Genomic DNA, 26,951 nt, shown 5'->3' on the forward strand with positions numbered 1-26,951 from the left:
GGGATCAAAATTGTGGCTACCTTGCCGGGCATCAATAGCTATCCCGGCTGAAAAGGCAAAGACGCGACATACGACCATTTGCCGAAGAGATCGGCGACATCGGCCGCCAACGGCGCGAAGGCCGCATCGAACCCCTGCCCCGCGCGCATCCGCTCGCCGACCCCGGCGATCCCAGGCGCGCCCAGACAGACACGAACGGCGCTGCGATTGCCGACCGCGACGGGCTGGCCGACATGGAAAACGCGGCCCGGCACGCCGGCTATACCCGCTTGAAAAGGCGTTCGCAATGCGCGCTGCATCACGTCGGCGACCAGCGGCATCCCATTGCCGTCGCATGCGACGATCGGAAATATCGTCCGTTGCTGGATATCCCCATCCCCGTGATCCCGGTCGACCAGATCAAGACGAGAAGACGATGAAGCATGTTCGCAAACCAGCTCTGAAAATCGCGCGGTCACGCGCGCGCGGAGGTTCGGGCTCGTACGCCTATGCCGGCTCGGGCACGACGTGCCGTGAGTGGTTACTTGTCCACGTTAAGGAAAACCTCTCTCCCATCGCAGCCTCTGACGATCACGTTCGAGAGCGCCATTTCCTCGGGATGGCAGGGTGAATCCGCCGACGTTGTATCCGATGTGCCGATGGATCCCATCTGAATAAGCTGGCTTATCTGGCTACGCTGCATTCCCTAGTTTCTCCTCATGAGCAATCCAGGCCCTGTCGAGGAGAACACGATGAACCAATCATTCACGCCCGTCCGTGTCGGACGCTACACGCTGCCAAACCGCCTGGTCATGGCCCCGATGACCCGCAGCCGCGCGAAGTTCGACGGCACGCCGGGAGGACTGGCCGCCGAATATTATGCCCAACGCGCCGGCGTCGGACTGATCGTCACCGAAGGCACTCAACCCTCGGATGACGGACAGGGCTACTTCGCCACGCCGGGCATCTACATGCCCGCGCACATCGCGGGTGGAAGAAGGTGACCGCAGCCGTGCATGACAAGGGCGGCCGTATCTTCATCCAGATCATGCACGCGGGACGTATGTCGCACCCCGACAACACGCCGCATCATCGTCAAGCCGTAGCGCCCGCCGCGATCGCGCCGGGGAGTCAGATGTTCACGGCAACAGGAATGCAGGACATTCCGACACCGCGCGCGCTGACGACCGAGGAAGTGCGCCGGACCGTCGCCGACTTCCGCCATGCGGCGCGCTGCGCCATCGAGGCTGGCGCCGATGGTGTCGAGATTCACGGCGCGAACGGCTATCTCGTCCAACAGTTCGTCGCCCCGAGCGCCAACACGCGCACCGATGAATATGGCGGCTCCATCGCGAACCGCGCCCGTTTCGCCATCGAAGTTGCCACGGCGATTGCCGATGAAATCGGCGCGGACAGGACGGCCATCCGCCTGTCCCCCGGCATCACCATGTGGGGGATCGACGAAGGCGCGGAAGGCCCGGCCCTCTACCGCTATCTGGTCGCCGAACTCGACAAGCTTGGTCTGGCCTACCTGCACATCTTGCACACCGGCGACGAGCAGCTGGTGGGCGACGTACGCGCGCTGTGGAAGCAATCGCTGATCGTGAACCGGCCCGGTCGTCCGCGCAACCAGATCGGCGCTGATGTGGCTTCGGGGCTGGCCGATCTGGAAGCCTACGGCCAGATGGTCCTTGCCAACCCGGATTTCGTCGCACGGGTGAAGACCGGTGCGCCGATGAACGACGCGGATCGCGCCAGCTTCTTTGGCGGCGCCGCGCAGGGCTATACCGACTATCCCGCGCGTGAGGCGGCCACGGCCGCGTAAGGCGCGCGGCTACGTCCGTCATCGCTTCGGTCCAGCGGCAAATCATGGCAGCCATTTCCGGGCCTATGGCCTGCGTGGCATGGCCAAACTGATCGACCCCATCATTGGGGTCGATTATGCGTGGATCGGCGAGATTGGCTGCAGCTTTCCGCCACACAAACCGGCCGACGTAAAACGACGCCCTCCGCGAGCGGCCTGACCAGTCACACCCTTTCTATCGGAAGCAAGTGCGCCCGGCGCCGTGTTGCCGCTGGCGACGAATTGCTCAAACTGCCGATATACGCGGGCATTGCTATCGAACTCACTCCGCCAACGCTCGTCGACAAGCCATCGTGACCGCCTAAAGTCCGAGAAGGCGTGACCACCTTGCGACGTTGAGCCTCCGACGGATCTCCCGATCACTGCCGTGCGGAAAACATCCACCCCTCCGGGTGGGTGCGGCATCGGCCGCATATCGGAGAAACCGATGGATATCATCGAAATAAATCGGCTGTTGCCCGGACGGTCGGCATCTTAGCTTCGTCTCACTTTCGACCTCACACCCAACGGAGTCCAATATGAGCGCAACTTCTATCCAATCAGTTCGTCCTACGCGTCGCATCGGCGCCTGGACGTTGCAGGCTATCCTCGCAGCGGCTTTCCTTGCCGCCGGCCTCGCCAAGCTGGCGGGCGTTCCTTTCATGGTCGACTTGTTCGAGCAGATCGGACTCGGCCAATGGTTCCGCATCGCGACCGGCGTCGTGGAAGTGACCGGCGCCGTCGCCCTGCTCGTTCCCGGCCTGGCTTCGATCGGCGCCCTGTGGCTCGGATTCACCATGGTCTGTGCCGTGGCGACCCATGTGTTCGTCCTGCACACCAGTCCGGTCCCGGCGATCGTCCTGGGATTGCTCAACGCGGTGGTTGTCTACCTGCGGCGCGATGAACTCGCTGGCTTGCTTCACCGGGTCAAGGGCTGAGCTTTGAAGTTTAGAGATAGCCAAACCTCAGGAGAACGAAAATGAAGACCGATGCAGTGTTCACGCGTCCGACACGCGCTGAAGAGACTTCCCGGCAGATTGCTCTGCGCACGCGTGGACACTCGCATGGGCGCGTTACCCGACTGGTCAGTCCGGGCGACATTGGTGAACTGATCAAGCCGTTCGTCTTTCTCGACTACTTCGACGCCGATCCGGCGACTGCACCAGAATTCGGCTTTCATCCCCATTCAGGAATTGCGACTCTAACCCTAATTCTATCCGGGCAGGCTTTCTACAAGGAGACCACCGGCCGCGAAGGCGTCATCGAGACCGGCGGCGTTGAATGGATGCGCGCCAGTAGTGGCGTTTGGCATACCGGCGGAATGTTCGGCAAGGAGCGGATCAAGGGCTTTCAGCTCTGGGTCGCCATGCCGCCCGAGCTCGAACTTGCCGAACCCCAAAGCCAATATCTCGACGCTTCCGACTTCGATTCTGCCGGTCCCGCGAGGGTTATCGCAGGCGAATACGGTGGTGTGAAAAGCATTGTTGAGTCGCCTCGCGACATCACCTACCTCGACGTGCGCCTCAAGGCCGGAGAGCGCTGGACCTTTCACCCGACCAAGGGGCACGACGTCGCCTGGATCGCATCGCACCAGGGGATCGTGACGACGCCGGAGCAGGTATCGATGGGCGAAGTCGCCGTGTTCGAGGAGGGCGATCAGGCGATCGAGTTCGAGGCGCTCTCCGACGCCGGCTTCATCCTCGGCTCCGCGGTCAAGCACCCTTACGACTTGGTGACCGGGCACTACTCCGTGCATACCAACGCGGATTCCTTGCGCATTGGGGAGAGCAATATCGCCGATATTGGCCGCCGGCTGCGCAACCAGGGTGTCTTGGCACGCACAGGACGCTGAGAATTGGAGAGATTAGCCCAGTTGAGAACACTGTGGAGGAAAGCAATGTTTGGATCAGGTGGAGTTCAGCTTTTTCGACGCGTAGCCGGGGCCCGGGAGTGCCCGGACAGGTCCGATAGACGCTTGCCGCTCCGGTCAGAACACTTCCCGGTCCAGGCAAGAGGCCGCGAGATCGTCACACAGCACGGCGCCATTATCGCGGTAGCAGCCGATCCTGCGATGAGCGAGGAGATAGCTCGGCGTTTAAACAAAAGCGATTGGAGCGACCAGGAGGATCAATGGGCGCTCTGAGCACCTGACGTTGACGAATCGTACCTCTTCCCCGCCCTGAAACGGTGAAGGCCTTGGTAATTCGCAAGCTGGAAAGTGTCCACGAGTCGAATAGCGCGACCTCAATGATTGATATGACCCGCCAATTGGGCAGTATATCATGCGTTTTAGCATCGGTCTGGTCGATAGGTAGGTCCCATGCTCGACGCCGTCTCTCTCGATCAACTGCGCACGTTCATCGCCGCGGTCGATGAAGGAAGCTTTTCTGCCGCCTCCCGCAAGTTGTTGCGCTCGCAGTCTGTTGTGAGTGAGACAATCAGCAATCTTGAGGACCAGATGGGCGTGCAGTTGTTCGACCGCTCTGGCCGCTATCCCAAACTCACCCCGGCGGGATTGGCCATTCTGGGCGATGCTCGCAGCATCATCACCGGGGTCGACTTGCTGAAGGCCCGGGCGAAGGGCATGTCGGTTGGCCTGGAGCCGGAATTGTCTGTGGTGATCGACGTCTTCTATCCGATCGACGCGATTACTCAAGTGGCCAAGGAGTTTCGGCAGAAATACCCGGGAGTGGCACTCCGCATCTATGTCGAGGCGCTCGGAGGAGCCGTTAAGCCCGTGCTTGAAGGTCGCTGCAGCGTCGGCGTCGTCGGATCACTCCCGGCGATTCCGGATACACTGACCTATGAGCGGTTGCCCGGTATCGCGTTTCTCATGGTTGCTGCCCGTGATCATGCACTGACTTCCTACCGAGGCAAAATTCCCAAGGAAGTTCTTGGAAAACATACTCAGATCGTTCTCACCGACAGGTCGGAGCTATCCTCGGGACGCGAATTCGGCGTCATGTCGCCTACGGTCTGGCGGCTTGCTGACCTCTTCGCCAAGCATCATTTTTTGCTCAACGGTCTGGGTTGGGGCGGAATGCCGTTGCATGCCGTGCGCAAGGATTTGGAAGAAGGGCGCCTTTCCGCGCTGCTTATCGAGGACGTGCCTCTCGATGGTTTGATTCTGGCGATGTCGGCGGTGTGGCAGACCAAGTCACCGCCTGGCCCCGCCGGCCGATGGTTTGTCGATCGCCTGAAGCAAATTCCGGTGGATACGGGCAAAGTGCCGAAACCGCCGGTCACCAGGAAGAAGGCGAGACGGTCTGCGAAAGCTTAACCGGGCGCCGGTGTCCCTATCATGAGAAGCATACAGACGCGCGCTTTCCGCAAAGGAGCTTTCAGTGTAGTCGCGGTCACGCGCGATGGTGCGCAAGTCGTCGCGACGGGATGACGAAGCGAACCGCGCTCGGGTCTGTGACGGCGTTGTCGAGCGAGTGCAGTAGGTGAGAAGGCGGCGGCCCGCGCGAGGCGTCGGGCTCCGCTCATACAACTTTCGCCATGCTTGCGGAAAAGAGGGCGGGACACTGTGAGCAAGGCACTCGACCGTCGCCGCCCGTGGCCGGGCGCGGCGGCAATCCTAGTGCGGGCCGGACATTTATTCTGAATGGCGCGCCCGAAGAGATTCGAACTCCTGACCCCCAGATTCGTAGTCTGGTGCTCTATCCAGCTGAGCTACGGGCGCGTTTTTCGCGTGGCGTCTTGGGCTTGAAAGCCCGGATGCATCCGAGATTGGTTCGGAAACGTCGCGAAGAGCGCCTTAGCTACCCGCTCCGGCCCCGATTGGCAAGGTCCGGAACGCGGGTTCTGCCCATCGATGTGCTTGGGTAAATCGGGCGAAAACGGCCGCAAAGGGCGGCGAAACGGCAGCTTTACGCCCGCGCCCGCTCGTGGCGCACGCTGAGCAGTTCCACCGGACGATCCGGGATCGCAATCCGGAAGGTGGCGCCGATGGTGCCCTCGACCAGATGGATGTCGCCGCCATGGGCACGGACCAGTTCGGCGGCGATCGCAAGCCCGAGCCCGCTGCCGCCCGGCCTGCCCGAGGTCTGAAACGCCTCGAACAGGTGCTCGCGCGCCTTCTCCGGCACGCCGGGACCGGTATCGGAGACCTCGATGATCGCGACCGTGCCTTCGCGGCGGCCGGTGATCCGGATCTGAAGGCTGGCATCGCTGTTCGGCCGGCTTTCCAGCGCCTGCGCCGCATTGCGCACGAGGTTAAGCAGCACCCGGAACAGATGGTCCGGATCGGCGTCGATGGTGAGCCCGCGCTCGATCGCGTTGATCCAGGCGAGCGAGGCGTCGGCCGCAAGCCCGGCCGATTCGCGCACTTCGGCCACCACTGGTTCGACCATGATCACGCGGCGGTCGGGGGCGGCTTCCTGGGCACGGCCATAAGAGAGCGTCGACTGGCAGAACGCGATGGCGCGCTCCAGCGAGCGCATCAGTTTCGGCGCGAAGCGCTGCACCCTGGGATCCGGCACGCTGGCGAGCTGGTCGGACAACAATTGCGACGACGCCAACAGGTTGCGCAGGTCGTGGTTGATCTTGGACACCGCGAGCCCAAGTGCGGCCAGCCGGCTCTTCTGATGCAGCATCGACACGAGGTCGCGCTGCATGTCGGACAATTCGCGTTCCGCCACGCCGATCTCGTCGCCGCGCTGGCTCGGCACGATGATTCGCGCCGAACTCTCAGGGTTTTCGTGGAACCCGACCAGGCTCGCCGTCAGGCGCCGCATCGGCCGCACGAACAGATGATGCATGGCGAAATAGACCAGCGCCGACGTCAGCATCGCGATCCCCAATGAGACCAGCAACGTGTTGCGCGAGAACCGGTACATGGCCTGCCGCAGCGGCAGTTCGTCAATCACGACCTCGATGAATTGCGCGCCGCCGGGCGCAGGGCCCACCACGCGGATCGCCTGGTTCCCCGTCTCCAGCATGGTCTCGAAGGAATCGACGATCGCCGACCACACCGTCATCGTCCGCATGTCGATGTCATGGTCGATCGAAGCCGGCAGGTCAGCGCTGGCGAGCAGCCGGCGCTGCTGCCCCATCTTGATGGCCACCGCCCGCGCGCCGACGCTGGTAAGAATCTGCCGCGCCAGCGAATCCGGGACCATGCCCAAGGGTGCGGCGTCGAGCACCAATGCCGCGGTATTGGCCGCCGCCAGCCGCTCGTTCAGCCGGTTCATCCGGAAATTCGCGATCGCAGGCACGTAGATCATCAGGCCGGCGATCATGACCAGGGGAATGGTGAGCAGCAGCAGCTTGCCGGACAAGCCGAGTCGGCGCGGCGGCGTCGGCCGTGGCATTTGCGTTACTGGCTGGTCGTCGGTCACTGACACCAATATCTGCCTTCAAAGCATCTGTTTCCAGAGGGCTGATTTTCCAGAGCGCGAACGGACGCAAAACCGACGCCGGTCGGGCGGCTCGCACTCTGCGGTTCAGGATGCGTTCCCGCCCCCCAACCGGTCAAATTACGGATCGCTAATGTCTGCCGGTTCCAGCCGCCGGCGTTAACCGCCGCCTCGACCGTAAAAACCCCGCGAAAACAGATATATTCGCGCCAATTGCGACGTTTCAAAGAACCTCGATTGCGGCACCGCGCAACATTGACGGAAACGGGTCGCTCCCGTATAAGCCGCGCAATTGTCCGCGATGGCCCGGTCTGACCGGGGGCGGCTCATTTGGGGCCGTAAATGGCCTCGTTTTGGGCCGGCCAGCATCACCGGACTTACCTCAATTCGGATTTACTTTAACCAGCGGCAAATTGCCCGGTCAGCGGAGAACTACCCGTGAAGCGGACTTATCAACCCAGCAAACTGGTGCGCAAGCGCCGTCACGGCTTCCGCGCTCGTCTCGCCACGACCGGCGGCCGCAAGGTCCTCGCTGCGCGCCGCGCTCGGGGCCGCAAGCGTCTGAGCGCCTGAACCGGGCGTCTCCGGAGATTACATTATGGATCGGCTAAGGCAGCGGGCGGACTTCCTCGCCGTTGCCAATGGCGCGCGGGCCAACGGCACTGCGTTCGTGCTGCAGGCGCGTGCGCGCGACGACGATGGCCCGATCCGGATCGGTTTCACCGTTACCAAAAAGAACGGCAACGCCCCCCAGCGCAATCGCATCCGGCGCCGGCTTCGCGAACTGGTGAAGCGGCTCGACGTCATATCAATGCGACCGCACCATGATTATGTGCTAGTCGGCCGTCGTGCCGCACTTGATCGCGACTTCGCGACCATGCTCGAAGATCTTCGCTCGGCGTTCCGTCGCCTCGACCGGCAGGCACCGTCCAAGGCGTTTTCGAGCGACAAGGCGTTTTCGAGCGAAGCGGCGTCCGGTTCGCGTCAAAACGCGCCCAAAACAGACACTGGCACCAGCCGTCAACCGAATTGAACGACGAGACCTTGAAACGATGACCGACAATCGCAACACCATCCTCGCCGTCATTCTATCCGGCATCGTGCTGATCGCCTGGCAATATTTCTACAACGTGCCGCAGATGGAAAAGCAGCGCGTGCAGACCCAGACGCAGGCCGAACTGGTGAAGCCGACGCCGCAGGCGACTCCCGGCAGCACCACGCCGCAGGCTGGCTCGCCGTCGGCTAACGCGCCCGCGAATAATGTGCCGGCCTCGGCCGCGCCCGTCGTCAGCCGCGATACCGCGATTGCCGCCACCCCGCGCGTCAAGATCGATACCCCGCGTCTGACCGGCAGCATCTCGCTCAGGGGTGCGCGCATCGACGATCTCGCGCTGGTGCAGTTCCGCGAAACCGTCGATCCGACATCTCCTGCGATCGTGCTGTACTCGCCCTCGAACACCGCGAGCCCCTATTATGCCGAGTTCGGCTGGGTTCCGGCGACCGGCTCGACCGCGCGCATTCCCGATCAGACCACGATGTGGCAGCAGGAGGGCTCCGGCAGCCTTTCGCCGACCAGCCCGGTGACGCTGAAATATGACAATGGCGACGGCCTCACCTTCCGACGCACGATTTCGATCGACGATAGCTATCTCTTCACCATCAAGGATGAAGTCACCAATATCGGCGCCGCGCCGGTCACGCTCTATCCGTTCGCGCTGATCTCGCGCCACGGCACCCCGCAGGTCTCGGGCTATTACATCCTGCATGAAGGCCTGATCGGCTATCTCGGCGAGAAGGGCCTGCAGGAATACGGCTACAAGAAAATCGACGAGGCCAAATCGGTCAGCTTCGACGTCACCAATGGCTGGCTCGGCATGACCGACAAGTACTGGGCGTCGGCGCTGCTGCCGGACACCACCGCCAGGCTGCAGGCGCGATTCTCCTCCAACCTGGTCGGCACGGTGCATACCTACCAGACCGACTATCTGCAGGACGCGCAGACGGTTGCGATCGGCGGCACGATCAGCGCCGATGCACGGCTGTTTGCCGGCGCCAAGGAAGCCCGCGTCGTCGGCATCAACTTCCCGCTGGTCGGCCTCGGCGGCTACAACAAGCAGCTCGGGCTCAACCACTTCGATCTCCTGATCGACTGGGGCTGGTTCTACTTCATCACCAAGCCGATGTTCCTGGCGCTCGACTGGTTCTATCATCTGGTCGGCAATTTCGGCATCGCCATCCTCTTGGTGACCGTGCTGGTGAAATTGTTGTTCTTCCCGCTGGCCAACAAATCCTACGCGTCGATGGCGAAGATGAAGTCGGTGCAGCCGCAGCTCGCCGCGCTCAAGGAACGCTATCCGGACGACCGGCAGAAGCAGCAGCAGGAGATGATGGAAATCTACAAGAAGGAGAAGATCAACCCGATCGCCGGTTGTCTTCCCGTCGTCGTGCAGATTCCCGTGTTCTTCTCGCTCTACAAGGTGCTGTTCGTCACCATCGAAATGCGCCACGCGCCGTTTTATGGCTGGATCAAGGACCTGTCGGCGCCCGATCCGACCAATCTGTTCACGCTGTTCGGCCTGTTGCATTTCGACCCGACGCAGCTGCCGATCTTCGGGCACTATCTCGCGCTCGGCATCTGGCCGATCATCATGGGCATCACGATGTGGTTCCAGATGAAGCTCAATCCGACGCCGCCGGATCCGACGCAGAAGATGATCTTCGACTGGATGCCGCTGATCTTCACCTTCATGCTGGCCGGCTTCCCGGCGGGTCTGGTGATCTACTGGGCCTGGAACAATACGCTGTCGGTGCTGCAGCAGAGCTTCATCATGCGCCGCAATGGCGTGAAGGTGGAACTGTTCGATAATCTGAGAGCGACGTTCGCCAGGAAGGCCGCGTCGAAAACCTGAGGCGCGGCTGATTTATGTAACGCAGGACGCTTGTCCTGTTCTCGTCATTGCGAGGAGCGAAGCGACGAAGCAATCCATTCTTCCTTTGTGGGTCTATGGATTGCTTCGCGGAGTTCAGCATCGGGCGCGCATCCGCGCGACCCGGTGGCTCGCAATGACGGCTGAGACGCCTTCGCCGCCCCTGATGGAAACCTTCGCATGACCGCTGAGACCGATGCGAAGCTGATCGAGCAGGGCCGCAAACTCTTTGCCGGCGACTGGCAGTTCATCTGGGCCTCGCCCTCGATCGAGACGCTGCCGCCGGAAGCCGGCCTGGAAGTGGCGTTCGCCGGCCGCTCCAATGTCGGCAAATCCAGCCTCATCAACGCGCTGACCGGCCGCAACGCGCTGGCGCGCACCTCGCACACGCCGGGCCGCACCCAGGAACTGATCTTTTTCCAGGGCCCCGAAAACGCGGACTTCCGGCTGGTCGACATGCCCGGCTACGGCTACGCCTCGGCGCCAAAGGCAAAAGTCGCGTCATGGACCGCGCTGATCCACAAATTCCTGCAGGGCCGCAGCACGCTGGCACGGGTCTACGTGCTTGTTGACGCCCGCCACGGCATCAAGGACGTCGATCAGGACGTGCTGAAGACGCTCGACAAGTCGGCCGTGAGTTATCAGGTGGTGCTGACCAAGGCGGATCAGGTCAAGCCGGCCGAACTGGAAAAGTGCATCGCCGAGACCATTGCGGCCCTGGCAAAACATCCTGCCGCGTTTCCGGATGTGCTGGTGACATCCTCGCGCTCGGGCGCCGGCATGCCGGAATTGCGCGCCGCGATGGTGCGCCTGCTCGAGGAGCGCCGTTGATGAGCCGGGCCTATCGCATCCTGATCGTTCTGGCCGGCATCATGGGCGCCGACGGAATTGTGCTGGCCGCGGCCTCCGCACATCAACCTGATGCGTCCCGGCTGGCATCGGCCTCATCGATGCTGCTGTTCCATGCCACGGCCGTGCTCGGAATCGTTGTGCTGGCCGAGCGTGCAATCGTCCATGCCCGGATCGGGATAGCATCCGCCTTCGGCTTTGTGATCGCCTCCGCCCTGTTCGCCGGCGACCTGAGCTTGCGGCAATATGCCGGTCACAGCCTGTTTCCGATGGCCGCGCCGACGGGCGGCACGCTTTTGATTCTGAGCTGGCTGGCCGTCGCGGTGGCCGCGGCATGGCCAGGGCGAGGGTAAGCGGTCACCGATTTATCGTGTCCCGGACGCGGTGCAGCGCCCTTGCGCTGCTCCGCAGAGCCGGGACCCATCTTCGCTTCATGGGCCCCGGATCAGCAGCGCACCACGCCGCAAGGCAAAGCGCGCCAAAGACGCGCGTGAACGCGCTTATGGCGCTGCGCAGCATCCGGGGCACGCAATCCAGCACTTTGCGCCCGCCCGCCAATCAGATAGAACCCCGCCCGACCTCTTCGATAATGAGACCCGCTTCATGACCGACGTGTCGAATATCAGCCCGCTCGATCAGGCCCGCATCCTGTCCGAGGCGCTGCCGCATATGCAGGAATATGACGAAGAGACCATCGTCATCAAATATGGCGGCCATGCCATGGGCGCGGAAGAGACCGCCAAGGCCTTCGCCCGCGACATCGTGCTGCTGGAGCAAACCGCGATCAATCCGGTCGTGGTGCATGGCGGCGGGCCGCAGATCGCGACCATGCTGAAGCGGCTCGGCATCCAGTCGGAATTCGCCGCGGGCCTGCGCATCACCGATGCCGCGACCATCGAGATCGTCGAGATGGTGCTGGCCGGCTCGGTCAACAAGCAGCTGGTTGGCTACATCAATGAAGCCGGCGGCAAGGCCGTGGGCCTCAGCGGCAAGGACGGCAACATGGTGTCGGCGTCGAAGGCGACGCGCACCATGGTCGATCCGGATTCGCATATCGAAAAGGTGGTCGATCTCGGTTTCGTCGGCGAGCCCGAGAAGGTCGATCTCACGCTGCTCAATCAGCTGATCGGCCACGACCTGATCCCGGTGCTGGCGCCGCTGGCGACCTCGAAGTCCGGGCAGACCTTCAATGTCAACGCCGACACCTTTGCAGGTGCGGTGGCGGGCGCGCTGAAGGCCAAGCGGTTGCTGCTTCTGACCGACGTTCCCGGTGTGCTCGACAAGTCGAAGAAGCTTATTCCGGAACTGTCGGTCAAGGATGCGCGAAAGCTGATCGCCGACGGCACGATTTCCGGCGGCATGATCCCGAAGGTCGAGACCTGCATCTATGCGCTGGAGCAGGGCGTGCAGGGCGTCGTCATCATCGACGGCAAGACGCAGCACGCCGTGCTGCTCGAATTGTTCACCAATCAAGGCACCGGTACGCTGATCCACAAGTGACCCGCGCGAACCCATCGTCCCCGATGATCAAGCGCCGCTTCAGCGCAAGAATGCAGCGGTACGCGGCGCGCACGATCCTGGCGCTGCCGGCCGCGACGATCTCGCTGTTCTTCTCGTCCGCGCCGGCGCTGGCCGACCTGAAACTCTGCAATCGAATGAGCTATGTGGTCGAGGCCGCGATCGGCATCGACGACAAATCGGCAACGGCGACGCGCGGCTGGTTTCGCATCGATCCCGCCGCCTGCCGCGTCGTGGCGCAGGGCACGCTGGCGGCCGACCGCTACCTGTTGAATGCCCGGGCGCTCGGCGTCTACGGCGCTTCGCCGATCCCGCAAAACGGCACCGATACGCTTTGCATCGCGCCGGAGAATTTCGTCATCGCCGCCGCGCGCCAGTGCCGCGCCGGCCAGACCCCGGCACCCTTCACCCAGATCACGCCGACCCAGGCCGACGATGGCAATCTGGTCGCCTATCTCGCCGAGGACTCCGAATATGACGACGAGCAGGCGCGCCTCGCCGGGATCCAGCGACTGCTGGTCATCGCGGGCTATGACGCAGCCCCGATCGACGGCGTCGACGGGCCGAAGACGCAAGGAGCGCTGGCCGCGTTCCTGAAAAGCCGCGGGCTAAGCGCCGACATCGTGCAGTCGCCGAATTTCTTCACCACCATGATCGACGCGGTGCAGTCGCCGTCCTCGACCGGGCTGACCTGGTGCAACGACACGCGGCACAAGATCATGGCCGCGGTCGCGACCGATGACGGCAAGGTCGTGACCAGCCGCGGCTGGTATCGCATCGATCCCGGCAAATGCCTGCATCCCGACGTCACCGGCCAGCCGAAACAGATCTTCAGCTTTGCCGAAGCCGTCGACGGCGAGAACCGCACCGTCAAATACAAGGACAAGCCGCTGAACTGGGGCGGCGCGAAAGAGCTTTGCACGCGCGAGAGCAAATTCGAGATCAACGAACAGGGCGATTGCGGCAGCCGCGGCCTCGCACCGATCGGCTTTGCCGCGGTCGACATGAGCGGCGGCGGCAAGACGCTGCGATTTGCGATGCCATGATGAAAGAAAAACTCCCCTCCATCGTCGTCCCTGCGAAAGCGGGGACCCATATGTGGACGGCCCCCGTGGCACAAGAGCTTTTTGACGTGATCGGATCGCTTGCATCCATATGTCCGGCCTGTTGATGCGATCGGATTGATCGCTGGCCAAGATGGTTTGCGCGAGGCGAGTTCCAAACAACCTGGCGGCCTGCTAGCGGCCAATGGGTCCCACGGATTGTCTCGCATCGTTGATTGACCGATCGCTCCATCTGCTCTTGCAGCTCCGGGTCGGCCGGTGAGCGAACCCGCCGGCCGGCCAATCTGTTAAGCGGCGAATGCCGGGATGGCATTCATCCGTGCGGCATCGTAACTCTCGCCCGTCGCCATCAGCTTCCAGGCGATGCGGGCAACCTTGTTGGCGAGCGCCACGGCGGCCAGCTTTGGCGGCTTGCGCTTAAGCAGCGCGACCAGCCAGCGCGAGGGATGGCCGCGGCCGCGCCGAACCTGCTGGATCACCGAGGTCGCTCCCGCCACGAGCAAGCGGCGCAGGTCCTCGTCGCCGGCCCGCGTGATCTTGCCAAGCCTGGTTTTGCCGGCGGTCGAATGATCCTTGGGTGTGAGGCCCAGCCAGGCCGCAAAGTGCCGGCCGGAGCGGAACGCACGCGGATCGGGCGTCTTCATCACCAACCTCGTCGCAATGATCGGGCCGATCGAGGGGATCTGCGCCAAGCGCCGGCTGAGGGCATCAGCCCGGTGCCAGGCCACCAGCTTGGCCTCGATCTGCTTGAGTTCGGCTTGTAGCCGCGCATATTCGCGCCCCGGTACCGCAAACAGTTCGCGCGCCATTGCTGGCAGGCTCTCGTCCTGCGCAATCTGCGTCAACAGCGGCTCGATCTTGTCGAGGCCCTTGGGCGCGATCAGGCCAAACTCTGCCGCGTAGCCGCGGATCGTATTGCTCAGCTGGGTGCGCCGGGCGATCAGTCCATCGCGGATTCCCGTCAGCATCAGCGCAGCCTGTTGCTCGGCCGTCTTTACCGGCACAAACCGCATGCTCGGCCGGCTCATCGCTTCACACTGCCCTTCCGCATCCCGCCCGTCGTTCTTGTTCCGTGATATGTAGGGCTTCACCAACTGCGGGGCCATCAGCTTCACCTCATGCCCGAGTTTGGAAAGCTCCCGCGCCCAATATTGCGAAGCCCCGCAAGCCTCCATTCCGATCACGGTTGGTGGCAGGTTGGCAAAGAACTCCACCATTTGCTTGCGCGAAAGCCGCTTGCGCAATACCGGCTGCTCGGCGGCATCAACCCCATGCAGCTGAAAAATATGTTTCGACGTATCCATTCCAATGCGGATAATCTGCTTCACGGACGGCTCCCTTGTCTGAGATTTACAACAACCTCATTCTGGCACACTTGATGCCGTAGGGGGCCGTCCACCCCATCAACCACCGATCTGAATTTTGGCCGCTACTGCCGCCACGATCAAAGGCAACTGGCACCGTGCTCACCAATGACCGACACGGCGTATGGGTCCCGGCGTTCGCCGGGACGACGGGATGAGAGAATCATGAAATCACCCCGCGCCTTCACGCATATCGACACCTGGGTGTTCGATCTCGACAACACGCTGTACCCGCATCACGTCAATCTGTGGCAGCAGGTCGACGCCCGGATCGGCGAATATATCGGCGCCTTCCTGAAGGTTTCGCCACAGGAAGCGCGGCGGATCCAGAAGGACTATTATCTCCGCTACGGCACCTCGATGCGCGGCATGATGACCGAGCATGGCGTGCGGGCCGACGATTACCTCGCCTATGTGCACCGGATCGATCACTCGCCGCTGCAGCCGAACCCGGCGATGGGGGCGGCGATCGCAAAGCTGCCCGGGCGCAAGCTGATCCTGACCAACGGCTCGACCGACCATGCCGACGCGGTGCTGGCACGGCTCGGCATCGGCACGCATTTCGAGGCGGTGTTCGACATCATCGCCGCCGAGCTGGAGCCGAAACCGGCGCCGCGGACCTATGACAAGTTCCTCAGGCTGCACGGCGTCGAGCCAACCAGATCGGCGATGTTCGAGGATCTCGCCCGCAACCTCGTGGTGCCGCACCAGCTCGGCATGACCACGGTGCTGGTGGTGCCTGATGGTACCGAGGAAGTGGTACGCGAAGACTGGGAGCTGGAAGGCCGCGACGCCGATCATGTCGATCATGTCACCGATGATCTGACCGGATTTTTGCAAGCGTTGAGCGCTTGAACCCGCCTCGGTCGTGCCGGCGATGCCAGGACAGGCCCGTAGAGCAATTCAATTACTCAGCTAGGAATCCCCGGAGATCCTTCTCCGGAACTTTCCGGAGCGAATTCGCTGCTGCCTGTCGATCTTGACCCTTGCTCTGGTCTTGTCGCTGGTCGTCCCGGTTGCGAATATTTCCTTCATCGGTGTCCAATAAGTCTCGATCCAGCCGCGATAATGGCCGCTGTATCGACCTGGCGGGATGCCGATCTGGGTGAACTTTAGCTTCGCGCCTCCCCGCGTTTTGCTGATATCGAAAATTGCAATGGAGTAATGGTCGGGCCACCAGCCTGTCGCGCGCCAGGCCTGCACGATTTTTTTGCCCGGCTTAAGTACCAGATTGATTCCCGACAAATGCGAGCCCCACGCTGTGAATTTACCGCCTACCTTTTTGCTGATCTTGGCGGGCTCGCCCGATAGCGAACTATGCTTCCTTGAGTCCATAATCATGTCGTAGACCTCCCTCGGGGAAGCTTTGAAGGTGACGACCTGTTGAAGAGTCTTCGTTTGCATCTGAAGCTCCTTGCTCGCGTTGCCGTTGACGCTCTTCCTCACGATTGAGGGTCTAACCGCGTGCCACTTCCTGCAGCCGATCGAGATAGAGCGACCAGCGCTCGCCGTGAACGGGTATTGTTACGTCGGGAAGGCCGCTATGGCGCAGGCGCAGCAGCGTCCCGCCATCCCTTTGCTCAAGCTCAATCTCGACCAGCGATTCACCGGGCGGTGTCAGGGCAAGGTTCGGGTCGACCGAGTCCCAGCCCCAGGTGAAGGCAACCCGGCGGGGACGCGTCACTTCCGTATATGTACCACGCGCGATATTGCCGGGACTGACTTCAACTTGAAAGCGCCCGCCGGCGTGCGGTTCTAGCGCATGGAAAATTCCGATCCACTGTGACATTAGTTTTGGGTCAACAAGAAAGCCGAACACGGTCTCGGGCGATGCGTCGATGAAGATCTGCCGCTCGATGGCTCTGCTCTCGCCAGTCATTGCGATTTGCTCTTTCGCTCGGCTGCCTCGGCGACATCCCGCAGCTGAGCGAGACGATCGTCCCAGAAGGCCGCTAGCTCTGCTCGCAGCCGTGCTACGGAATTGCGGTTGGCACGATAGAGCCTCCGCGTGCCTTCGGGTCGGACAGAGACCAAGTCGCTGTCGCGCAACACGCCAAGATGCTGAGACACCGCTGGACGCGTCATCGCGAACCTCGCCGCGATTTCGCCGGCCGTCCGCTCCTCGCGCCACACCAGCGCCAAGATTTGGCGGCGCGTGCCGTCAGCCAACGCTCGCAGCATCACATCCATGCGCATATCGTTAGAATTTTCTAACGTAAGTGTCAACTTACAATAAGAAAAGCCATTGTTGCCCGGATGGACGACGTTGCCCGGATGGACGACACGACACACCGCCCGCCTTGACTCTCCGGCCCCAAATCCCGAAAAAGCCTCCCCAAATTGCCGTCACAAGCATCCGCCCAAGGAAAACCTCATGTCCCTGTCCGCCCTCGAATCCACCGTCAACACCGCGTTCGATGCCCGCGACGGCATCTCGACCGCGACCAAGGGCGAGGTTCGCGACGCCGTGGATCATGCGCTCGAACTGCTCGACAAAGGCGAGGCGCGCGTCGCCGAGCGCGAGGCCGGCGGCAAGTGGAAGGTCAATCAGTGGCTGAAGAAGGCGGTGCTGCTGTCATTCCGCCTCAACGACATGAGTTCGATTCCGGGTGGCCCGGGCAAGGCGGCGTGGTGGGACAAGGTGCCCTCGAAATTCGAGGGCTGGGGCGAGAACCGTTTTCGCGACGCCGGTTTTCGCGCGGTGCCGGGCGCCATCGTGCGCCGTTCGGCCTTCATCGCCCGCAACGTGGTGCTGATGCCGTCCTTCGTCAATCTCGGCGCCTATGTCGATGAATCGACCATGATCGACACCTGGTCGACGGTCGGCTCCTGCGCCCAGATCGGCAAGCGCGTTCATATCTCCGGCGGCGTCGGCATCGGCGGCGTGCTGGAGCCGTTGCAGGCCGAGCCCGTGATCATCGAGGACGATTGCTTCATCGGCGCGCGAAGCGAAGTCGCCGAAGGCGTGATCGTGCGCAAGGGCGCGGTGCTGGCGATGGGCGTGTTCCTCGGGGCTTCCACCAAGATCGTCGATCGCGACACCGGCGAGACCTTTATCGGCGAGGTCCCGGAATATGCCGTGGTGGTGCCCGGCACCTTGCCGGCCCGGCCGCTGAAGAACGGCCAGCCCGGTCCCTCCACCGCCTGCGCCGTGATCGTCAAGCGCGTCGACGAGCGCACCCGGGCCAAAACCAGCATTAACGAGCTGTTGCGGGACTAGGTTTCGAACCAAAATCGCTCGGCTGCGACCAATCTACCGGACTGCGGGGGGAGCATTTGCCGCCGTCCAGAGGTTGCGATGGACTACGCCGCGTTCCTTCTCAGTTTCGACGGCCGCATCAACCGCGCCAAACTCTGGTGGACGGGGCTGACCATCGTTTGCTGGATGCTGCTGCTGTGCGCGCTGATGTTCGCGGTCGCCGGCGCCTTCGGTATCGCGCGCAGCAAGTCCTTCGGTTTCGGCACCGACGACATCTTTGGCATTCTCGATCCCGTATCGCTACGTTCGTTGTCGTCGGCCGATGTCCTGCCGCTGTGCTTCAAGGCGGTCGGAACGCCGCTGTTCCTGTGGGTCTATGTCGCCGCCTCGATCAAGCGGCTGCATGATCGCGACAAAAGCGCCTGGTAGATGGTCCCGTTTTTCGTCGTCCCCGGTCTCTTCAACCAGTTCGAGGATCAGCTCGGCGACTCCTACCCGGTGCTGTTCCTCAGCTTGATCGCATCTGCCGTCTGGCTGTGGGGAGTCATTGAGATATATCTTCTGAGAGGAACGAAAGGGCCCAACCGGTTCGGCCCTGACCCGCTGGCGCCGGGGGCGCCGCGCGACACAAGGCCGCACTGGGACCAGCAAAGCGAGCTGGAATTTGTTCCGCACAGCGCTGGCCCATCGCCGGGACCTCATGTTAAGCGGGGGCATGAATGATGCCGTTTCCATTACCCGCGACCTGGTCCGCTGCCCGTCGGTCACGCCGGCCGATGCCGGCGCGCTCGGCGTTCTCGAAACACGCCTGAAAGCCGCCGGCTTCGAGGTGCACCGCGTCACCTTCTCCGAGCCCGGCACCGCCGATATCGACAACCTCTATGCCCGCATCGGCAACACGGCGCCGCACCTCACCTTTGCCGGCCATACCGACGTGGTGCCGCCCGGCGACGAGGCGGCATGGAGCCATGGCGCCTTCTCCGGCGAGGTCAAGGACGGCTTTCTCTATGGCCGCGGCGCCGTCGACATGAAGGGCGGCATCGCCTGCAGCGTCGCCGCCGTACTGGATTATCTCGCCGACAATGGCGGCAAGCCAAAAGGCTCGATCTCTTTTCTGATCACCGGCGACGAGGAAGACATCTCCGTCAACGGCACCATCAAGCTCTTGCAGTGGGTCGCCGCGCGGGCCGAGAAATTCGACCATTGCGTGCTCGGCGAGCCCTCCAATGTCGAAGTGCTGGGCGACTGCATCAAGGTCGGCCGCCGCGGCTCGCAGTCGGGCACGCTGGTTGTCGACGGCGTGCAGGGCCACGTCGCCTATCCGCATCGGGCGGCGAACCCGGTGCCGGATATTTCGCGATTGATCGTGGCACTCAGCGACGAGCCGCTCGACCACGGCAGCGCCCAGTTCCAGGCCTCGAATCTCGAATTCACTTCCGTCGATGTCGGCAATGCCGCCAGCAACGTGATCCCAGGGCAGGCGCGCGCGAAATTCAACATCCGCTTCAACGACAATCACACCCAGGATACGCTGCGCAAGCTGGTCGACGAGCGTCTCGAGAAGGCCGCCGGCAACCGCATCCGAGCGCGGATCGTGTGGGAGCCTTCCAACTCCAACGTCTTCGTCACAAAACCCGGGCCGTTCACCGATCTCGCGGTTGCGGCGATCGAGGAAGTCACCGGCCGCAAGCCGGAACTAAGCACCAGCGGCGGCACCTCGGACGCGCGCTTCATCTCAAGCTATTGTCCGGTGATCGAATTCGGCCTGGTCGGCCAGACCATGCACCAGATCAACGAGCGCACGCCGGTGTCGGATCTGGAAAAACTGACGAAGATCTATCGCGGCGTGCTGGATCGGTATTTCGGGTGAGCCTCTTCTCCCTCGCCCCGCTCTTGCGGGGAGAGGGTTGGGATGAGGGGCTGCTTCAACAAACACCGAATACGCGGTGAGTCCCCCTCACCCGAAGCCTTCGGCTTCGACCTCTCCCCGCAAGCGGGGCGAGGTGAAGAGCCCGGCTATGACGGTTGAGAGAGCATTAATACTCCACCCGCACCAGATACAATCCCTCCGGCGGCGCGACGGGGCCGCAGGCGGCGCGGTTGCGGGCGGCGAGCGCGGCGGCGAGATCGTCGGCGCTCCAGCGGCCTTCGCCGACCCAGACCAGCGATCCCACCATCGAACGCACCTGGCTGTGCAGGAACGAGCGCGCCGAGGTCAGGATGGAAACGGCGTCGCCATCCCTGACAACGTCGAGCTGGTCGAGCGTCTTCTCCGGCGATTTCGCCTGGCACTCGGTGTCGCGAAACGTCGTGAAATCGTGCTTGCCAATCAGCCGCTGCGCTGCGGCGTGCATCGCATCCGTATCGAGATGTCGCGGCAGCCGCCAGGTTCGCCCGATATCGAGGGCGAGGTTCGCTCTGGTGTTGGTAATGCGATAACGGTAATGCCGTTTCTTCGCGGAAAATCGCGCCTCGAAATCGTCGGGCACGATTTCGGCCGACAGCACGCCGATCGGATGCGGCCGCAAATGCGCGTTCAAGCCATCGCGAAAACGGCCCGGCGGAAAATGCTTTGCGATGTCGCAATGCGCGACCTGCGCCAGCGCATGCACGCCGGCGTCGGTGCGGCCGGCGCCGTGCACGCGAACCTGCTCGCCGCAGATCGCCTTGACCGCGGCTTCCAGCGCGCCCTGCACCGTGGCGCCATTGTCCTGGATCTGCCAGCCGCAGAACGGCGTTCCGTCATATTCGATGATGAGTTTGTAACGGGGCATCAGGCGAGCCGCGCCGGCGGCCTGAGCGGCGTGCCGCGCAAAAAATCCGCAGCTTTCATCGGCGCCTTGCCGGCGCGCTGCAGTTCAATAATCCGGACGGCGCCCTCGCCGCAGGCGATCCCGAGGCGGTCGTCCAGCACGGCGCCCGGCGCGCCCGCGCCGTTTGCCGGTTCGCATCGCAGGATTTTGACGCGGGCCGGTTCACTATCGGTCGCGATCTCGCACCACGCGCCCGGAAACGGCGACAGCCCGTGAATGTGGCGCAATACGGCACCCGCCGGCTGGTTCCAGTCGATCCGCGCCTCGGCCTTGTCGATCTTGGCGGCGTAGGTCACGCCGTGTTCGCTCTGCTTTGTCAGTTGCAGCTTGCCGCGTTCCAGCGCGCCCATCGCGCGCACCATCAGATCGGCGCCGAGCGGCGCCAGTGCGTCGTGCAGATCGGCGGCCGTCATCTTATCCGTAATGGTCAGCCGTTCCGCCATCGCGACATCGCCGGTGTCGAGGCCGACATCCATTTTCATCACCATCACGCCGGTCTCGGCGTCGCCCGCCATGATAGCCCGGTTGATCGGGGCCGCGCCGCGCCAGCGCGGCAGCAGCGACGCGTGCAGATTGAAGCAGCCAAGCGGGGGCGTATCCAGGATGGCCTGCGGCAGGATCATGCCGTAGGCGACGACCACGGCAGCATCCGCACGATGCGCGCGGAAATCATCCAGCGCTTCAGGGATTTTCAGCGTCGAAGGCGTCAACACGGGAATGCCGAGCCGCCGCGCCTGCTGTTCGACAGGGGTTGGCTGCAGCTTCATGCCGCGCCCGGCCGGTTTTGCGGCACGGGTATAGACGGCCGCGATCTCATGGCCGTGCGCCATCAGCTCCAGCAGCGTCGGCACCGCGAAGTCGGGCGTGCCCATGAAGATCAAGCGGAGAGGCATTGCGCGGAAAATTCCTTTGAACCGAACATCAAGATAAAGAGCGTCATCCTGAGGTGCGAGCACTTCGCGAGCCTCGAAGGATGCGCGGACAAGAAAGAACGTCGCTTGTGTCTGCCGTCGCCCTTCGAGGCTACGGCGCCAGGAGGCGCCTTCGCACCTCAGGGTGACGGCACTTTCGTTGGTGCGAGGCCGAGCCTACTCCGCCGCGCGCTTGGCGGCTTTGGTGAACTTCTTCAGCACGCGGTCGCGCTTCAGCTTCGACAAATAATCCACGAACAGCACGCCGTTGAGGTGATCGATCTCGTGCTGGATGCAGGTCGCGAACAGGCCGTCCGCATCCTCCTCGTGCAGCTTGCCGTCGAGATCGGTGAAGCGCACGCGCACCCGCGCCGGCCGCTCGACCTCCTCGTAATATTCGGGGATCGACAGGCAGCCCTCCTCGTAGACCGACAATTCCTCCGACGAGAAGATGATCTCCGGATTGATGAAGACCCGCGGCTGCGGCTTGGTCTCGCCGTCCTCGGCCTTCTTGGCGAGATCCATGGTGATCAGCCGCAACGGCTGCGCGACCTGGATCGCCGCAAGGCCGATCCCGGGGGCGTCATACATGGTCTCGAACATGTCGTCGGCGAGCTTGCGGATCTCCGCCGTCACCTTTTCGACGGGCTTGGAAACGAGCCGCAACTGCTTGTCCGGCAGGATGATGATTTCTCTTAAGGCCATAGCGGGCGATTTAAGCTGCTGATTTGCCGGGGTCAATGCGCGGAGGAACCCGTTAACCCCGGCTTAACCATGATTTTTTAGGCCGCGTTAACCACGAAAATTTACCTGCCATTTACCATAAATGTTCCCTCTTCGTTCGCGCAAACCCGCGAATCGGCTACAAGCAGGCCATGAACGAGATTATTTTTGTCATCGGCGACTGGCCGATCCGCACCATTGACGCGCTGATCGGCTTTGGCGCGCTCGCCCTTGTCCTGCTTCTGGTGATCGCCATCGTGATCGCGCGCTCCGGCCGCCGCGGCGCGGAACTGGCGATGGCGCAGGCGATCCGCGCCGACGAACTCGAGGAACGCCTGAGCGAGATGCTGCAGGCGCAGAACGTGGCCACCGGCCGGGTCGATGCGATGGGACAGGCGCTGGCCCGCCGCCAGGCCGAAATGGCGCGCGCCGTCAACGAGCGGCTGGATTCGGTGACCCACCGCGTCGGCCAGTCGATGGAAGCGACCACGCGCAACACCATGGACAGTCTGCGCGTGCTGCACGAGCGGCTCGGCATTATCGACAATGCGCATAAAAATCTCACCGAGCTGACGTCACAAGTGACCACGCTACGCGACGTGCTCGCCAACAAGCAGTCGCGCGGCGCGTTCGGCCAGGCGCGGATGGAAGCGATCGTCCAGGACGGCATGCCGAAGGGCAGTTACGAATTCCAGTTCACGCTCTCGACCGGCAAGCGGCCGGACTGCGTGGTGTTCCTGCCCGACCAGCGCCCGCTGTGCATCGACGCGAAATTTCCGCTGGAAGCGATGACCGCGCTGCACGACGCACGCACCGACGAGGAAAAGAAATACGCCACGCAGCGGCTGCGCAATGACGTGATGAAGCATGTCAGCGACATCGCCGAGAAATATCTGATTGCGGGCGAGACCCAGGACACCGCGCTGATGTTCGTGCCGTCGGAATCGGTTTATGCCGAGATTCACGACGGCTTCGACGACGTGATCCAGAAGGCCTATCGCGCCCGCGTGGTGCTGGTATCGCCGTCGCTGTTGATGCTGGCGATTCAGGTGATGCAGCAGATCCTCAAAGACGCGCGGATGCGCGACGCCGCCGACCAGATCCGCACCGAGGTGCTCAACCTCGGCGACGATCTCGGCCGCCTGCGCGACCGCGTGCTGAAGCTGCAAAAGCATTTTGGCGACGTCAACGAGGACGTCCGGCAAATCCTGATCTCCGCCGACAAGATCGAAAAACGCGCCGGGCGGATCGAGGAACTGGATTTCAGCAAGACCGAGACGCCGGTGGAACTCCCGCGCATCGTCAAGAGCGGCGCGCCGGAGCTGTTCCCCGCGCCGCGCAAGCTGCAGGCGGGTGAGTAGTATCTTCCCTTCTCCCCTTGCGGGAGAAGGTGCCCATAGGTCCAAACCGGCTACATAGGTAACACAATAGACCGGCGACATGGGTAACAGGTCAAGTGATCGGCAGGGAGGGCCTTGCCGATGGTTTGGATGGAGACCTGTGCGGTGGACGAGCGGATGCGCTTTGTGATTGCGGCGGAGGAGCACGAGGAGTCGTTTGCGGCGGTATGCCGGCGGTTCGGCGTGAGCCGAAGGGTCGGATACAAGTGGCTTGAGCGTTATCAGGAAGCCGGTGTTGAGGGTCTGTGGGACCGCCCACGTGCGCCGCTGCATCATCCCCAGGCGATTGGCGAGGAGATCGCCGAACGCTGCCTTGCGGTGCGGCGGGCGCATCCGAGTTGGGGACCCCGGAAGGTTCTGGCTTTTCTGGAACGTCGGGCGCCGGCGCTCGAATGGCCTGCGGCGAGCACGATCGGAGCCTTGTTCGACCGCCAGGGATTGACGGTAAAGCGGAAGCTGCGCCGCCGCAGCCCGCCCTCGAGCGCACCGTTTGCGGAATGCACGGCAGCCAACGAGGTGTGGTGCATCGACTTCAAGGGCTGGTTCATGACGGGGGACGGCAAATGCTGCGAACCGCTGACGCTGACCGATGCCCATAGCCGGTATCTGCTGCGCTGCCAGGCGATGACGCGTACCGATACCGCGCACGTCTGGCCGGTCGTGGAGGCCGCCTTCCGCGAGTTCGGCCTGCCGCATCGGCTGCGTTCCGACAACGGTCCGCCCTTTGCGTCGCGCGGTGCCGGCGGGCTTTCGCAACTGTCGGTCAAGGTGATCAAGGCGGGCGTGCTGCCGGAGCGGATTGCGCCCGGCAAACCGCAGCAGAATGGCCGCCACGAGCGGATGCATCTGACGCTGTTGCAGGACACCGCCAGTCCACCGGCGCACAGCCTGCGCGAGCAGCTCAAGCGCTTGCGGAACTTCCAGCGCATCTACAACGAACAGCGTCCGCACGAGTCGCTCGACGATGACACGCCGGCCGATCACTATACCTCCTCGCCGCGCCGCTTCGACGGCGTCTTGCGCGAGCCGGAATACGGTGACTGCGAAGTGCGGCGGGTGCGTCATAACGGCGAGATCAAATGGCAGGGCCAAACGATCTACATCAGCGGGGCCTTGATCGGCGAGCCGGTCGGCCTCTGCGAACACGATGCCGCTGGATGGACGGTCTGCTACGGCCCGATCGTGCTCGGCACGATCGCCCACCGCGACGACCGCCTGCGAAAACCCAAACAGGCCTGTGGACTTGTGGACGATGCAAGAGCATCGCCCACAGGGTCCACAGCCACAAAAACAGCAGACCTGAACGAAACGAGAATTGTGTTACCTATGTCGTCGGGCTGAACTGTTACCTATGTCGTCGGTTGCAGACATAGGCGGCCTCTGGCCGCCGTTCTGCAGTACGCCGATGCTTTGCATCGGCTATGGCGGAACGCCAAGGCGGATGAGGGGTTCTTTCCGCGGAGACAAACCCCTCACCCGTCTCGAATGAGCTGCGCTCATTCGATCCACCCTCTCCCACAAGGGGAGAGGGAAAGACGCCCGAATCTCTGCTAACACCCTTCCATGACCGCACCCGAAGCTGCCTCCCCAGCCTCAGCTACGCCAGCCCCCGCGCCCTCCTGGCGCGACGGCCTTGCCGTTTACCTGCAGCCACGCGTGCTGATCGTGCTGCTGCTCGGCTTTTCCTCCGGGCTGCCGCTGGCGCTGTCGGGATCGACGCTGCTGGTGTGGATGCGCGAATCCGGCGTCGACCTCGGCACCATCGGCCTGTTCGCGCTGGTCGGTACGCCCTACACGCTGAAATTCCTGTGGGCGCCCTTGGTCGACGCGCTGCATGTGCCGTTCTTCACGCGAACCTTCGGCCGCCGGCGCGGCTGGCTGGTGTTCTCGCAATTGCTGCTGATCGTGGCGATCCTGCTGCTGGCATTGACCGACCCGGCGCGCTCGCCGTTGTTCGTCGCGCTCGGCGCGCTGCTGGTCGCGGCGATGTCCTCGACGCAGGACATCGTCGTCGATGCGTTCCGGGTCGAGAGCCTGCCCGAAAGCGAGCAGGCGGCCGGGATGGCGTCCTATGTCGCCGCCTACCGCATCGGCATGCTGGTCTCGACCGCGGGCGCGCTGTTCATCGTCAGCGGCTTCGAAGGCACCGGCATCGCGCGCGCATCGGCCTGGATGTGGGGCTATGTAGTGATGGCCGCACTGGTGCTGATCGGGACCGCCACGGCCCTGGCCGCGACCGAGCCCGAGCAATCCGCGCGCGCGGAAGCGGCGACGCGCACGGAAACCGCGTTCGAGCGCGTGCTGCATGCCGCGATCGGCGCGTTCTCGGAATTCGTCACCCGCCGCGACGCCTGGGCCGCACTCGCCTTCGTCGTGCTGTTCAAATTCACCGACGCGTTTTCCGGCACCATGACCGCACCGTTCGTGATCGACCTCGGTTTTTCGCGCAACGACTACGCCGCGATCGTCAAGGGCGTGGGTCTGGCCGCCACATTGATCGGCGGCTTTGCCGGCGGCTTCGTGGCGCGGCGTTATTCGCTGGCGGCAAGCCTGTGGATCGGCGGCCTGCTGCAGGCGGTCGCCAATCTCTCGTTCTCGTGGCTGGCGCTGGTCGGCGTCAACGAATGGGCGCTGGCCTTCGCCATCACCGCCGAAAATTTCACCAGCGCCATCGGCACCGTGATCTTCGTCGCCTATTTATCCGCGCTGTGCCGCAACCCGCTGCACACCGCGACCCAATACGCGCTGCTGACCGCGCTCGCCGCCGTCGGGCGCACGTATCTATCCTCCGGCGCAGGCTATGTCGCAAAGGCGACGGGATGGCCGCTGTTCTTTGCGATCTGCGTCGTGGTCGCGGTGCCGAGCCTGATCCTGCTGGCCTGGCTGCAGCGGCGCGGGCATTTTGACGAATTGGGGCCGGTGAAGGTTTAGTCCCTCAGCGGTCGTCACCCGGCTTGACCGGGTGACCCAGGGCGGATTCAACCGGTCAAGCCGGGCGATG

The 26,951-nt window shown here is 63.2% G+C and carries 25 protein-coding genes, 1 tRNA gene and 2 pseudogenes; 18 read left to right on the forward strand and 10 right to left on the reverse strand.

The window, feature by feature from the left end:
* Positions 1-38 precede the first annotated feature (38 nt).
* A complete protein-coding gene (locus NL528_RS41935) occupies positions 39-458 on the reverse strand; it encodes a hypothetical protein (RefSeq protein ID WP_309180196.1) in 420 nt (139 codons plus the stop codon).
* Positions 459-731: 273 nt separating this feature from the next.
* Here NL528_RS41935 and NL528_RS41940 point away from each other — a divergent pair.
* The 4 genes and pseudogenes from NL528_RS41940 to NL528_RS41955 all read left to right on the forward strand — a co-directional run bounded on the left by NL528_RS41940 (position 732) and on the right by NL528_RS41955 (position 5,102).
* Positions 732-1,804, forward strand: a pseudogene (locus NL528_RS41940) (alkene reductase).
* A gap of 557 nt (positions 1,805-2,361) precedes the next feature.
* Positions 2,362-2,760, forward strand: coding sequence for a DoxX family protein (locus NL528_RS41945; RefSeq protein WP_309180197.1), 399 nt, complete (start codon positions 2,362-2,364; stop codon positions 2,758-2,760).
* A gap of 41 nt (positions 2,761-2,801) precedes the next feature.
* The gene (locus NL528_RS41950) at positions 2,802-3,674 is read left to right on the forward strand and encodes a pirin family protein (protein WP_309180198.1); all 873 of its coding nucleotides are present in this window, start codon (positions 2,802-2,804) and stop codon (positions 3,672-3,674) included.
* Between the two features lie 468 nt (positions 3,675-4,142).
* A complete protein-coding gene (locus NL528_RS41955; protein WP_309180199.1) occupies positions 4,143-5,102 on the forward strand; it encodes a LysR family transcriptional regulator in 960 nt (319 codons plus the stop codon).
* 328 nt (positions 5,103-5,430) lie between these two features.
* Here the strand turns inward: NL528_RS41955 and NL528_RS41960 are convergent.
* Positions 5,431-5,507, reverse strand: a tRNA-Arg gene (locus NL528_RS41960).
* Between the two features lie 187 nt (positions 5,508-5,694).
* A complete protein-coding gene (locus NL528_RS41965; RefSeq protein WP_309185224.1) occupies positions 5,695-7,137 on the reverse strand; it encodes a HAMP domain-containing sensor histidine kinase in 1,443 nt (480 codons plus the stop codon).
* A 483-nt stretch (positions 7,138-7,620) separates the two neighbouring features.
* Here NL528_RS41965 and rpmH point away from each other — a divergent pair, with 483 nt between their 5' ends.
* From rpmH to NL528_RS42000, 7 genes are all read left to right on the forward strand, one after another.
* Entirely contained in the window at positions 7,621-7,755 is a 135-nt protein-coding gene (gene rpmH, locus NL528_RS41970) for a 50S ribosomal protein L34 (protein ID WP_006609582.1), read from the forward strand.
* 25 nt (positions 7,756-7,780) lie between these two features.
* Positions 7,781-8,215 (forward strand): ribonuclease P protein component, encoded by a 435-nt coding sequence (gene rnpA, locus NL528_RS41975; RefSeq protein WP_309180208.1) that lies wholly within the window; start codon positions 7,781-7,783, stop codon positions 8,213-8,215.
* A gap of 19 nt (positions 8,216-8,234) precedes the next feature.
* Positions 8,235-10,091 (forward strand): membrane protein insertase YidC, encoded by a 1,857-nt coding sequence (yidC, locus tag NL528_RS41980; RefSeq protein WP_309180209.1) that lies wholly within the window; start codon positions 8,235-8,237, stop codon positions 10,089-10,091.
* A 198-nt stretch (positions 10,092-10,289) separates the two neighbouring features.
* The gene (gene yihA, locus NL528_RS41985) at positions 10,290-10,940 is read left to right on the forward strand and encodes a ribosome biogenesis GTP-binding protein YihA/YsxC (protein ID WP_309180210.1); all 651 of its coding nucleotides are present in this window, start codon (positions 10,290-10,292) and stop codon (positions 10,938-10,940) included.
* Positions 10,940-11,311, forward strand: coding sequence for a DUF423 domain-containing protein (locus NL528_RS41990; RefSeq protein WP_074278035.1), 372 nt, complete (start codon positions 10,940-10,942; stop codon positions 11,309-11,311). Before yihA ends, NL528_RS41990 begins: the two co-directional genes overlap by 1 nt.
* 250 nt (positions 11,312-11,561) lie before the next feature.
* Positions 11,562-12,458 (forward strand): acetylglutamate kinase, encoded by an 897-nt coding sequence (gene argB / locus NL528_RS41995; RefSeq protein WP_309180211.1) that lies wholly within the window; start codon positions 11,562-11,564, stop codon positions 12,456-12,458.
* Positions 12,459-12,535: 77 nt separating this feature from the next.
* Positions 12,536-13,522, forward strand: a complete 987-nt coding sequence (locus NL528_RS42000; RefSeq protein WP_309185225.1) for a DUF1036 domain-containing protein — start codon at positions 12,536-12,538, stop codon at positions 13,520-13,522.
* 305 nt (positions 13,523-13,827) lie between these two features.
* On the opposite strand, the gene NL528_RS42005 is transcribed toward NL528_RS42000, so the two are convergent.
* Complete coding sequence (locus NL528_RS42005; protein WP_309180212.1) at positions 13,828-14,868, reverse strand: IS110 family transposase; 1,041 nt, start codon at positions 14,866-14,868, stop codon at positions 13,828-13,830.
* 201 nt (positions 14,869-15,069) lie between these two features.
* Between NL528_RS42005 and NL528_RS42010 the strand changes: the two genes are divergently transcribed.
* Complete coding sequence (locus NL528_RS42010; RefSeq protein WP_375143944.1) at positions 15,070-15,759, forward strand: pyrimidine 5'-nucleotidase; 690 nt, start codon at positions 15,070-15,072, stop codon at positions 15,757-15,759.
* 60 nt (positions 15,760-15,819) lie between these two features.
* Here NL528_RS42010 and NL528_RS42015 read toward each other — a convergent pair whose 3' ends face one another.
* The 3 genes from NL528_RS42015 to NL528_RS42025 are packed head-to-tail and all read right to left on the reverse strand — an operon-like array spanning position 15,820 to position 17,196.
* The gene (locus NL528_RS42015; RefSeq protein ID WP_309180213.1) at positions 15,820-16,308 is read right to left on the reverse strand and encodes an SRPBCC domain-containing protein; all 489 of its coding nucleotides are present in this window, start codon (positions 16,306-16,308) and stop codon (positions 15,820-15,822) included.
* A 52-nt stretch (positions 16,309-16,360) separates the two neighbouring features.
* Positions 16,361-16,783, reverse strand: coding sequence for an SRPBCC family protein (locus NL528_RS42020; RefSeq protein WP_309180214.1), 423 nt, complete (start codon positions 16,781-16,783; stop codon positions 16,361-16,363).
* Entirely contained in the window at positions 16,780-17,196 is a 417-nt protein-coding gene (locus tag NL528_RS42025; RefSeq protein WP_309180215.1) for a metalloregulator ArsR/SmtB family transcription factor, read from the reverse strand. Before NL528_RS42025 ends, NL528_RS42020 begins: the two co-directional genes overlap by 4 nt.
* A gap of 82 nt (positions 17,197-17,278) precedes the next feature.
* On the opposite strand from NL528_RS42025, the gene dapD reads away from it, so the two are divergent.
* From dapD to dapE, 3 genes are all read left to right on the forward strand, one after another.
* Complete coding sequence (gene dapD / locus NL528_RS42030) at positions 17,279-18,124, forward strand: 2,3,4,5-tetrahydropyridine-2,6-dicarboxylate N-succinyltransferase (protein ID WP_309180216.1); 846 nt, start codon at positions 17,279-17,281, stop codon at positions 18,122-18,124.
* A 78-nt stretch (positions 18,125-18,202) separates the two neighbouring features.
* Positions 18,203-18,532 (forward strand): DUF805 domain-containing protein, encoded by a 330-nt coding sequence (locus NL528_RS42035; RefSeq protein WP_309180217.1) that lies wholly within the window; start codon positions 18,203-18,205, stop codon positions 18,530-18,532.
* A 286-nt stretch (positions 18,533-18,818) separates the two neighbouring features.
* Positions 18,819-19,973 carry a succinyl-diaminopimelate desuccinylase gene (gene dapE, locus NL528_RS42040; protein ID WP_309180218.1) on the forward strand — a complete coding sequence of 385 codons (1,155 nt, stop codon included), beginning with the start codon at positions 18,819-18,821 and terminating at the stop codon, positions 19,971-19,973.
* A gap of 166 nt (positions 19,974-20,139) precedes the next feature.
* Here dapE and truA read toward each other — a convergent pair whose 3' ends face one another.
* The 3 genes from truA to def form a co-directional block, all read right to left on the reverse strand.
* Entirely contained in the window at positions 20,140-20,877 is a 738-nt protein-coding gene (gene truA, locus NL528_RS42045) for a tRNA pseudouridine(38-40) synthase TruA (RefSeq protein ID WP_309180219.1), read from the reverse strand.
* A complete protein-coding gene (gene fmt / locus NL528_RS42050; protein WP_309180220.1) occupies positions 20,877-21,809 on the reverse strand; it encodes a methionyl-tRNA formyltransferase in 933 nt (310 codons plus the stop codon). The genes truA and fmt overlap by 1 nt, the downstream gene beginning before the upstream one ends.
* A 195-nt stretch (positions 21,810-22,004) precedes the next feature.
* Entirely contained in the window at positions 22,005-22,532 is a 528-nt protein-coding gene (def, locus tag NL528_RS42055; protein WP_309180221.1) for a peptide deformylase, read from the reverse strand.
* A 170-nt stretch (positions 22,533-22,702) separates the two neighbouring features.
* On the opposite strand from def, the gene NL528_RS42060 reads away from it, so the two are divergent.
* From NL528_RS42060 to NL528_RS42070, 3 genes and pseudogenes are all read left to right on the forward strand, one after another.
* Positions 22,703-23,911 (forward strand): DNA recombination protein RmuC, encoded by a 1,209-nt coding sequence (locus NL528_RS42060; RefSeq protein WP_309180222.1) that lies wholly within the window; start codon positions 22,703-22,705, stop codon positions 23,909-23,911.
* Between the two features lie 120 nt (positions 23,912-24,031).
* A pseudogene (locus NL528_RS42065) lies at positions 24,032-25,147 on the forward strand (integrase core domain-containing protein); the annotation flags it as partial.
* A gap of 366 nt (positions 25,148-25,513) precedes the next feature.
* Positions 25,514-26,881, forward strand: a complete 1,368-nt coding sequence (locus tag NL528_RS42070) for an MFS transporter (protein WP_309180223.1) — start codon at positions 25,514-25,516, stop codon at positions 26,879-26,881.
* Positions 26,882-26,951 lie beyond the last annotated feature (70 nt).

The organism is Bradyrhizobium sp. Ash2021, from assembly GCF_031202265.1.
GTDB lineage: Bacteria > Pseudomonadota > Alphaproteobacteria > Rhizobiales > Xanthobacteraceae > Bradyrhizobium.

Coding starts and splice junctions, on each gene's coding strand:
- NL528_RS41945 (WP_309180197.1), top strand. CDS start 2,362: ATGAGCGCAACTTCTATCCAATCAGTTCGTCCTACGCGTCGCATCGGC.
- NL528_RS41950 (WP_309180198.1), top strand. CDS start 2,802: ATGAAGACCGATGCAGTGTTCACGCGTCCGACACGCGCTGAAGAGACT.
- NL528_RS41955 (WP_309180199.1), top strand. CDS start 4,143: ATGCTCGACGCCGTCTCTCTCGATCAACTGCGCACGTTCATCGCCGCG.
- NL528_RS41965 (WP_309185224.1), bottom strand. CDS start 7,137: ATGCCACGGCCGACGCCGCCGCGCCGACTCGGCTTGTCCGGCAAGCTG.
- rnpA (WP_309180208.1), top strand. CDS start 7,781: ATGGATCGGCTAAGGCAGCGGGCGGACTTCCTCGCCGTTGCCAATGGC.
- yidC (WP_309180209.1), top strand. CDS start 8,235: ATGACCGACAATCGCAACACCATCCTCGCCGTCATTCTATCCGGCATC.
- yihA (WP_309180210.1), top strand. CDS start 10,290: ATGACCGCTGAGACCGATGCGAAGCTGATCGAGCAGGGCCGCAAACTC.
- NL528_RS41990 (WP_074278035.1), top strand. CDS start 10,940: ATGAGCCGGGCCTATCGCATCCTGATCGTTCTGGCCGGCATCATGGGC.
- argB (WP_309180211.1), top strand. CDS start 11,562: ATGACCGACGTGTCGAATATCAGCCCGCTCGATCAGGCCCGCATCCTG.
- NL528_RS42010 (WP_375143944.1), top strand. CDS start 15,070: ATGAAATCACCCCGCGCCTTCACGCATATCGACACCTGGGTGTTCGAT.
- NL528_RS42015 (WP_309180213.1), bottom strand. CDS start 16,308: ATGCAAACGAAGACTCTTCAACAGGTCGTCACCTTCAAAGCTTCCCCG.
- NL528_RS42020 (WP_309180214.1), bottom strand. CDS start 16,783: ATGACTGGCGAGAGCAGAGCCATCGAGCGGCAGATCTTCATCGACGCA.
- dapD (WP_309180216.1), top strand. CDS start 17,279: ATGTCCCTGTCCGCCCTCGAATCCACCGTCAACACCGCGTTCGATGCC.
- NL528_RS42035 (WP_309180217.1), top strand. CDS start 18,203: ATGGACTACGCCGCGTTCCTTCTCAGTTTCGACGGCCGCATCAACCGC.
- dapE (WP_309180218.1), top strand. CDS start 18,819: ATGAATGATGCCGTTTCCATTACCCGCGACCTGGTCCGCTGCCCGTCG.
- truA (WP_309180219.1), bottom strand. CDS start 20,877: ATGCCCCGTTACAAACTCATCATCGAATATGACGGAACGCCGTTCTGC.
- fmt (WP_309180220.1), bottom strand. CDS start 21,809: ATGCCTCTCCGCTTGATCTTCATGGGCACGCCCGACTTCGCGGTGCCG.
- def (WP_309180221.1), bottom strand. CDS start 22,532: ATGGCCTTAAGAGAAATCATCATCCTGCCGGACAAGCAGTTGCGGCTC.
- NL528_RS42060 (WP_309180222.1), top strand. CDS start 22,703: ATGAACGAGATTATTTTTGTCATCGGCGACTGGCCGATCCGCACCATT.
- NL528_RS42070 (WP_309180223.1), top strand. CDS start 25,514: ATGACCGCACCCGAAGCTGCCTCCCCAGCCTCAGCTACGCCAGCCCCC.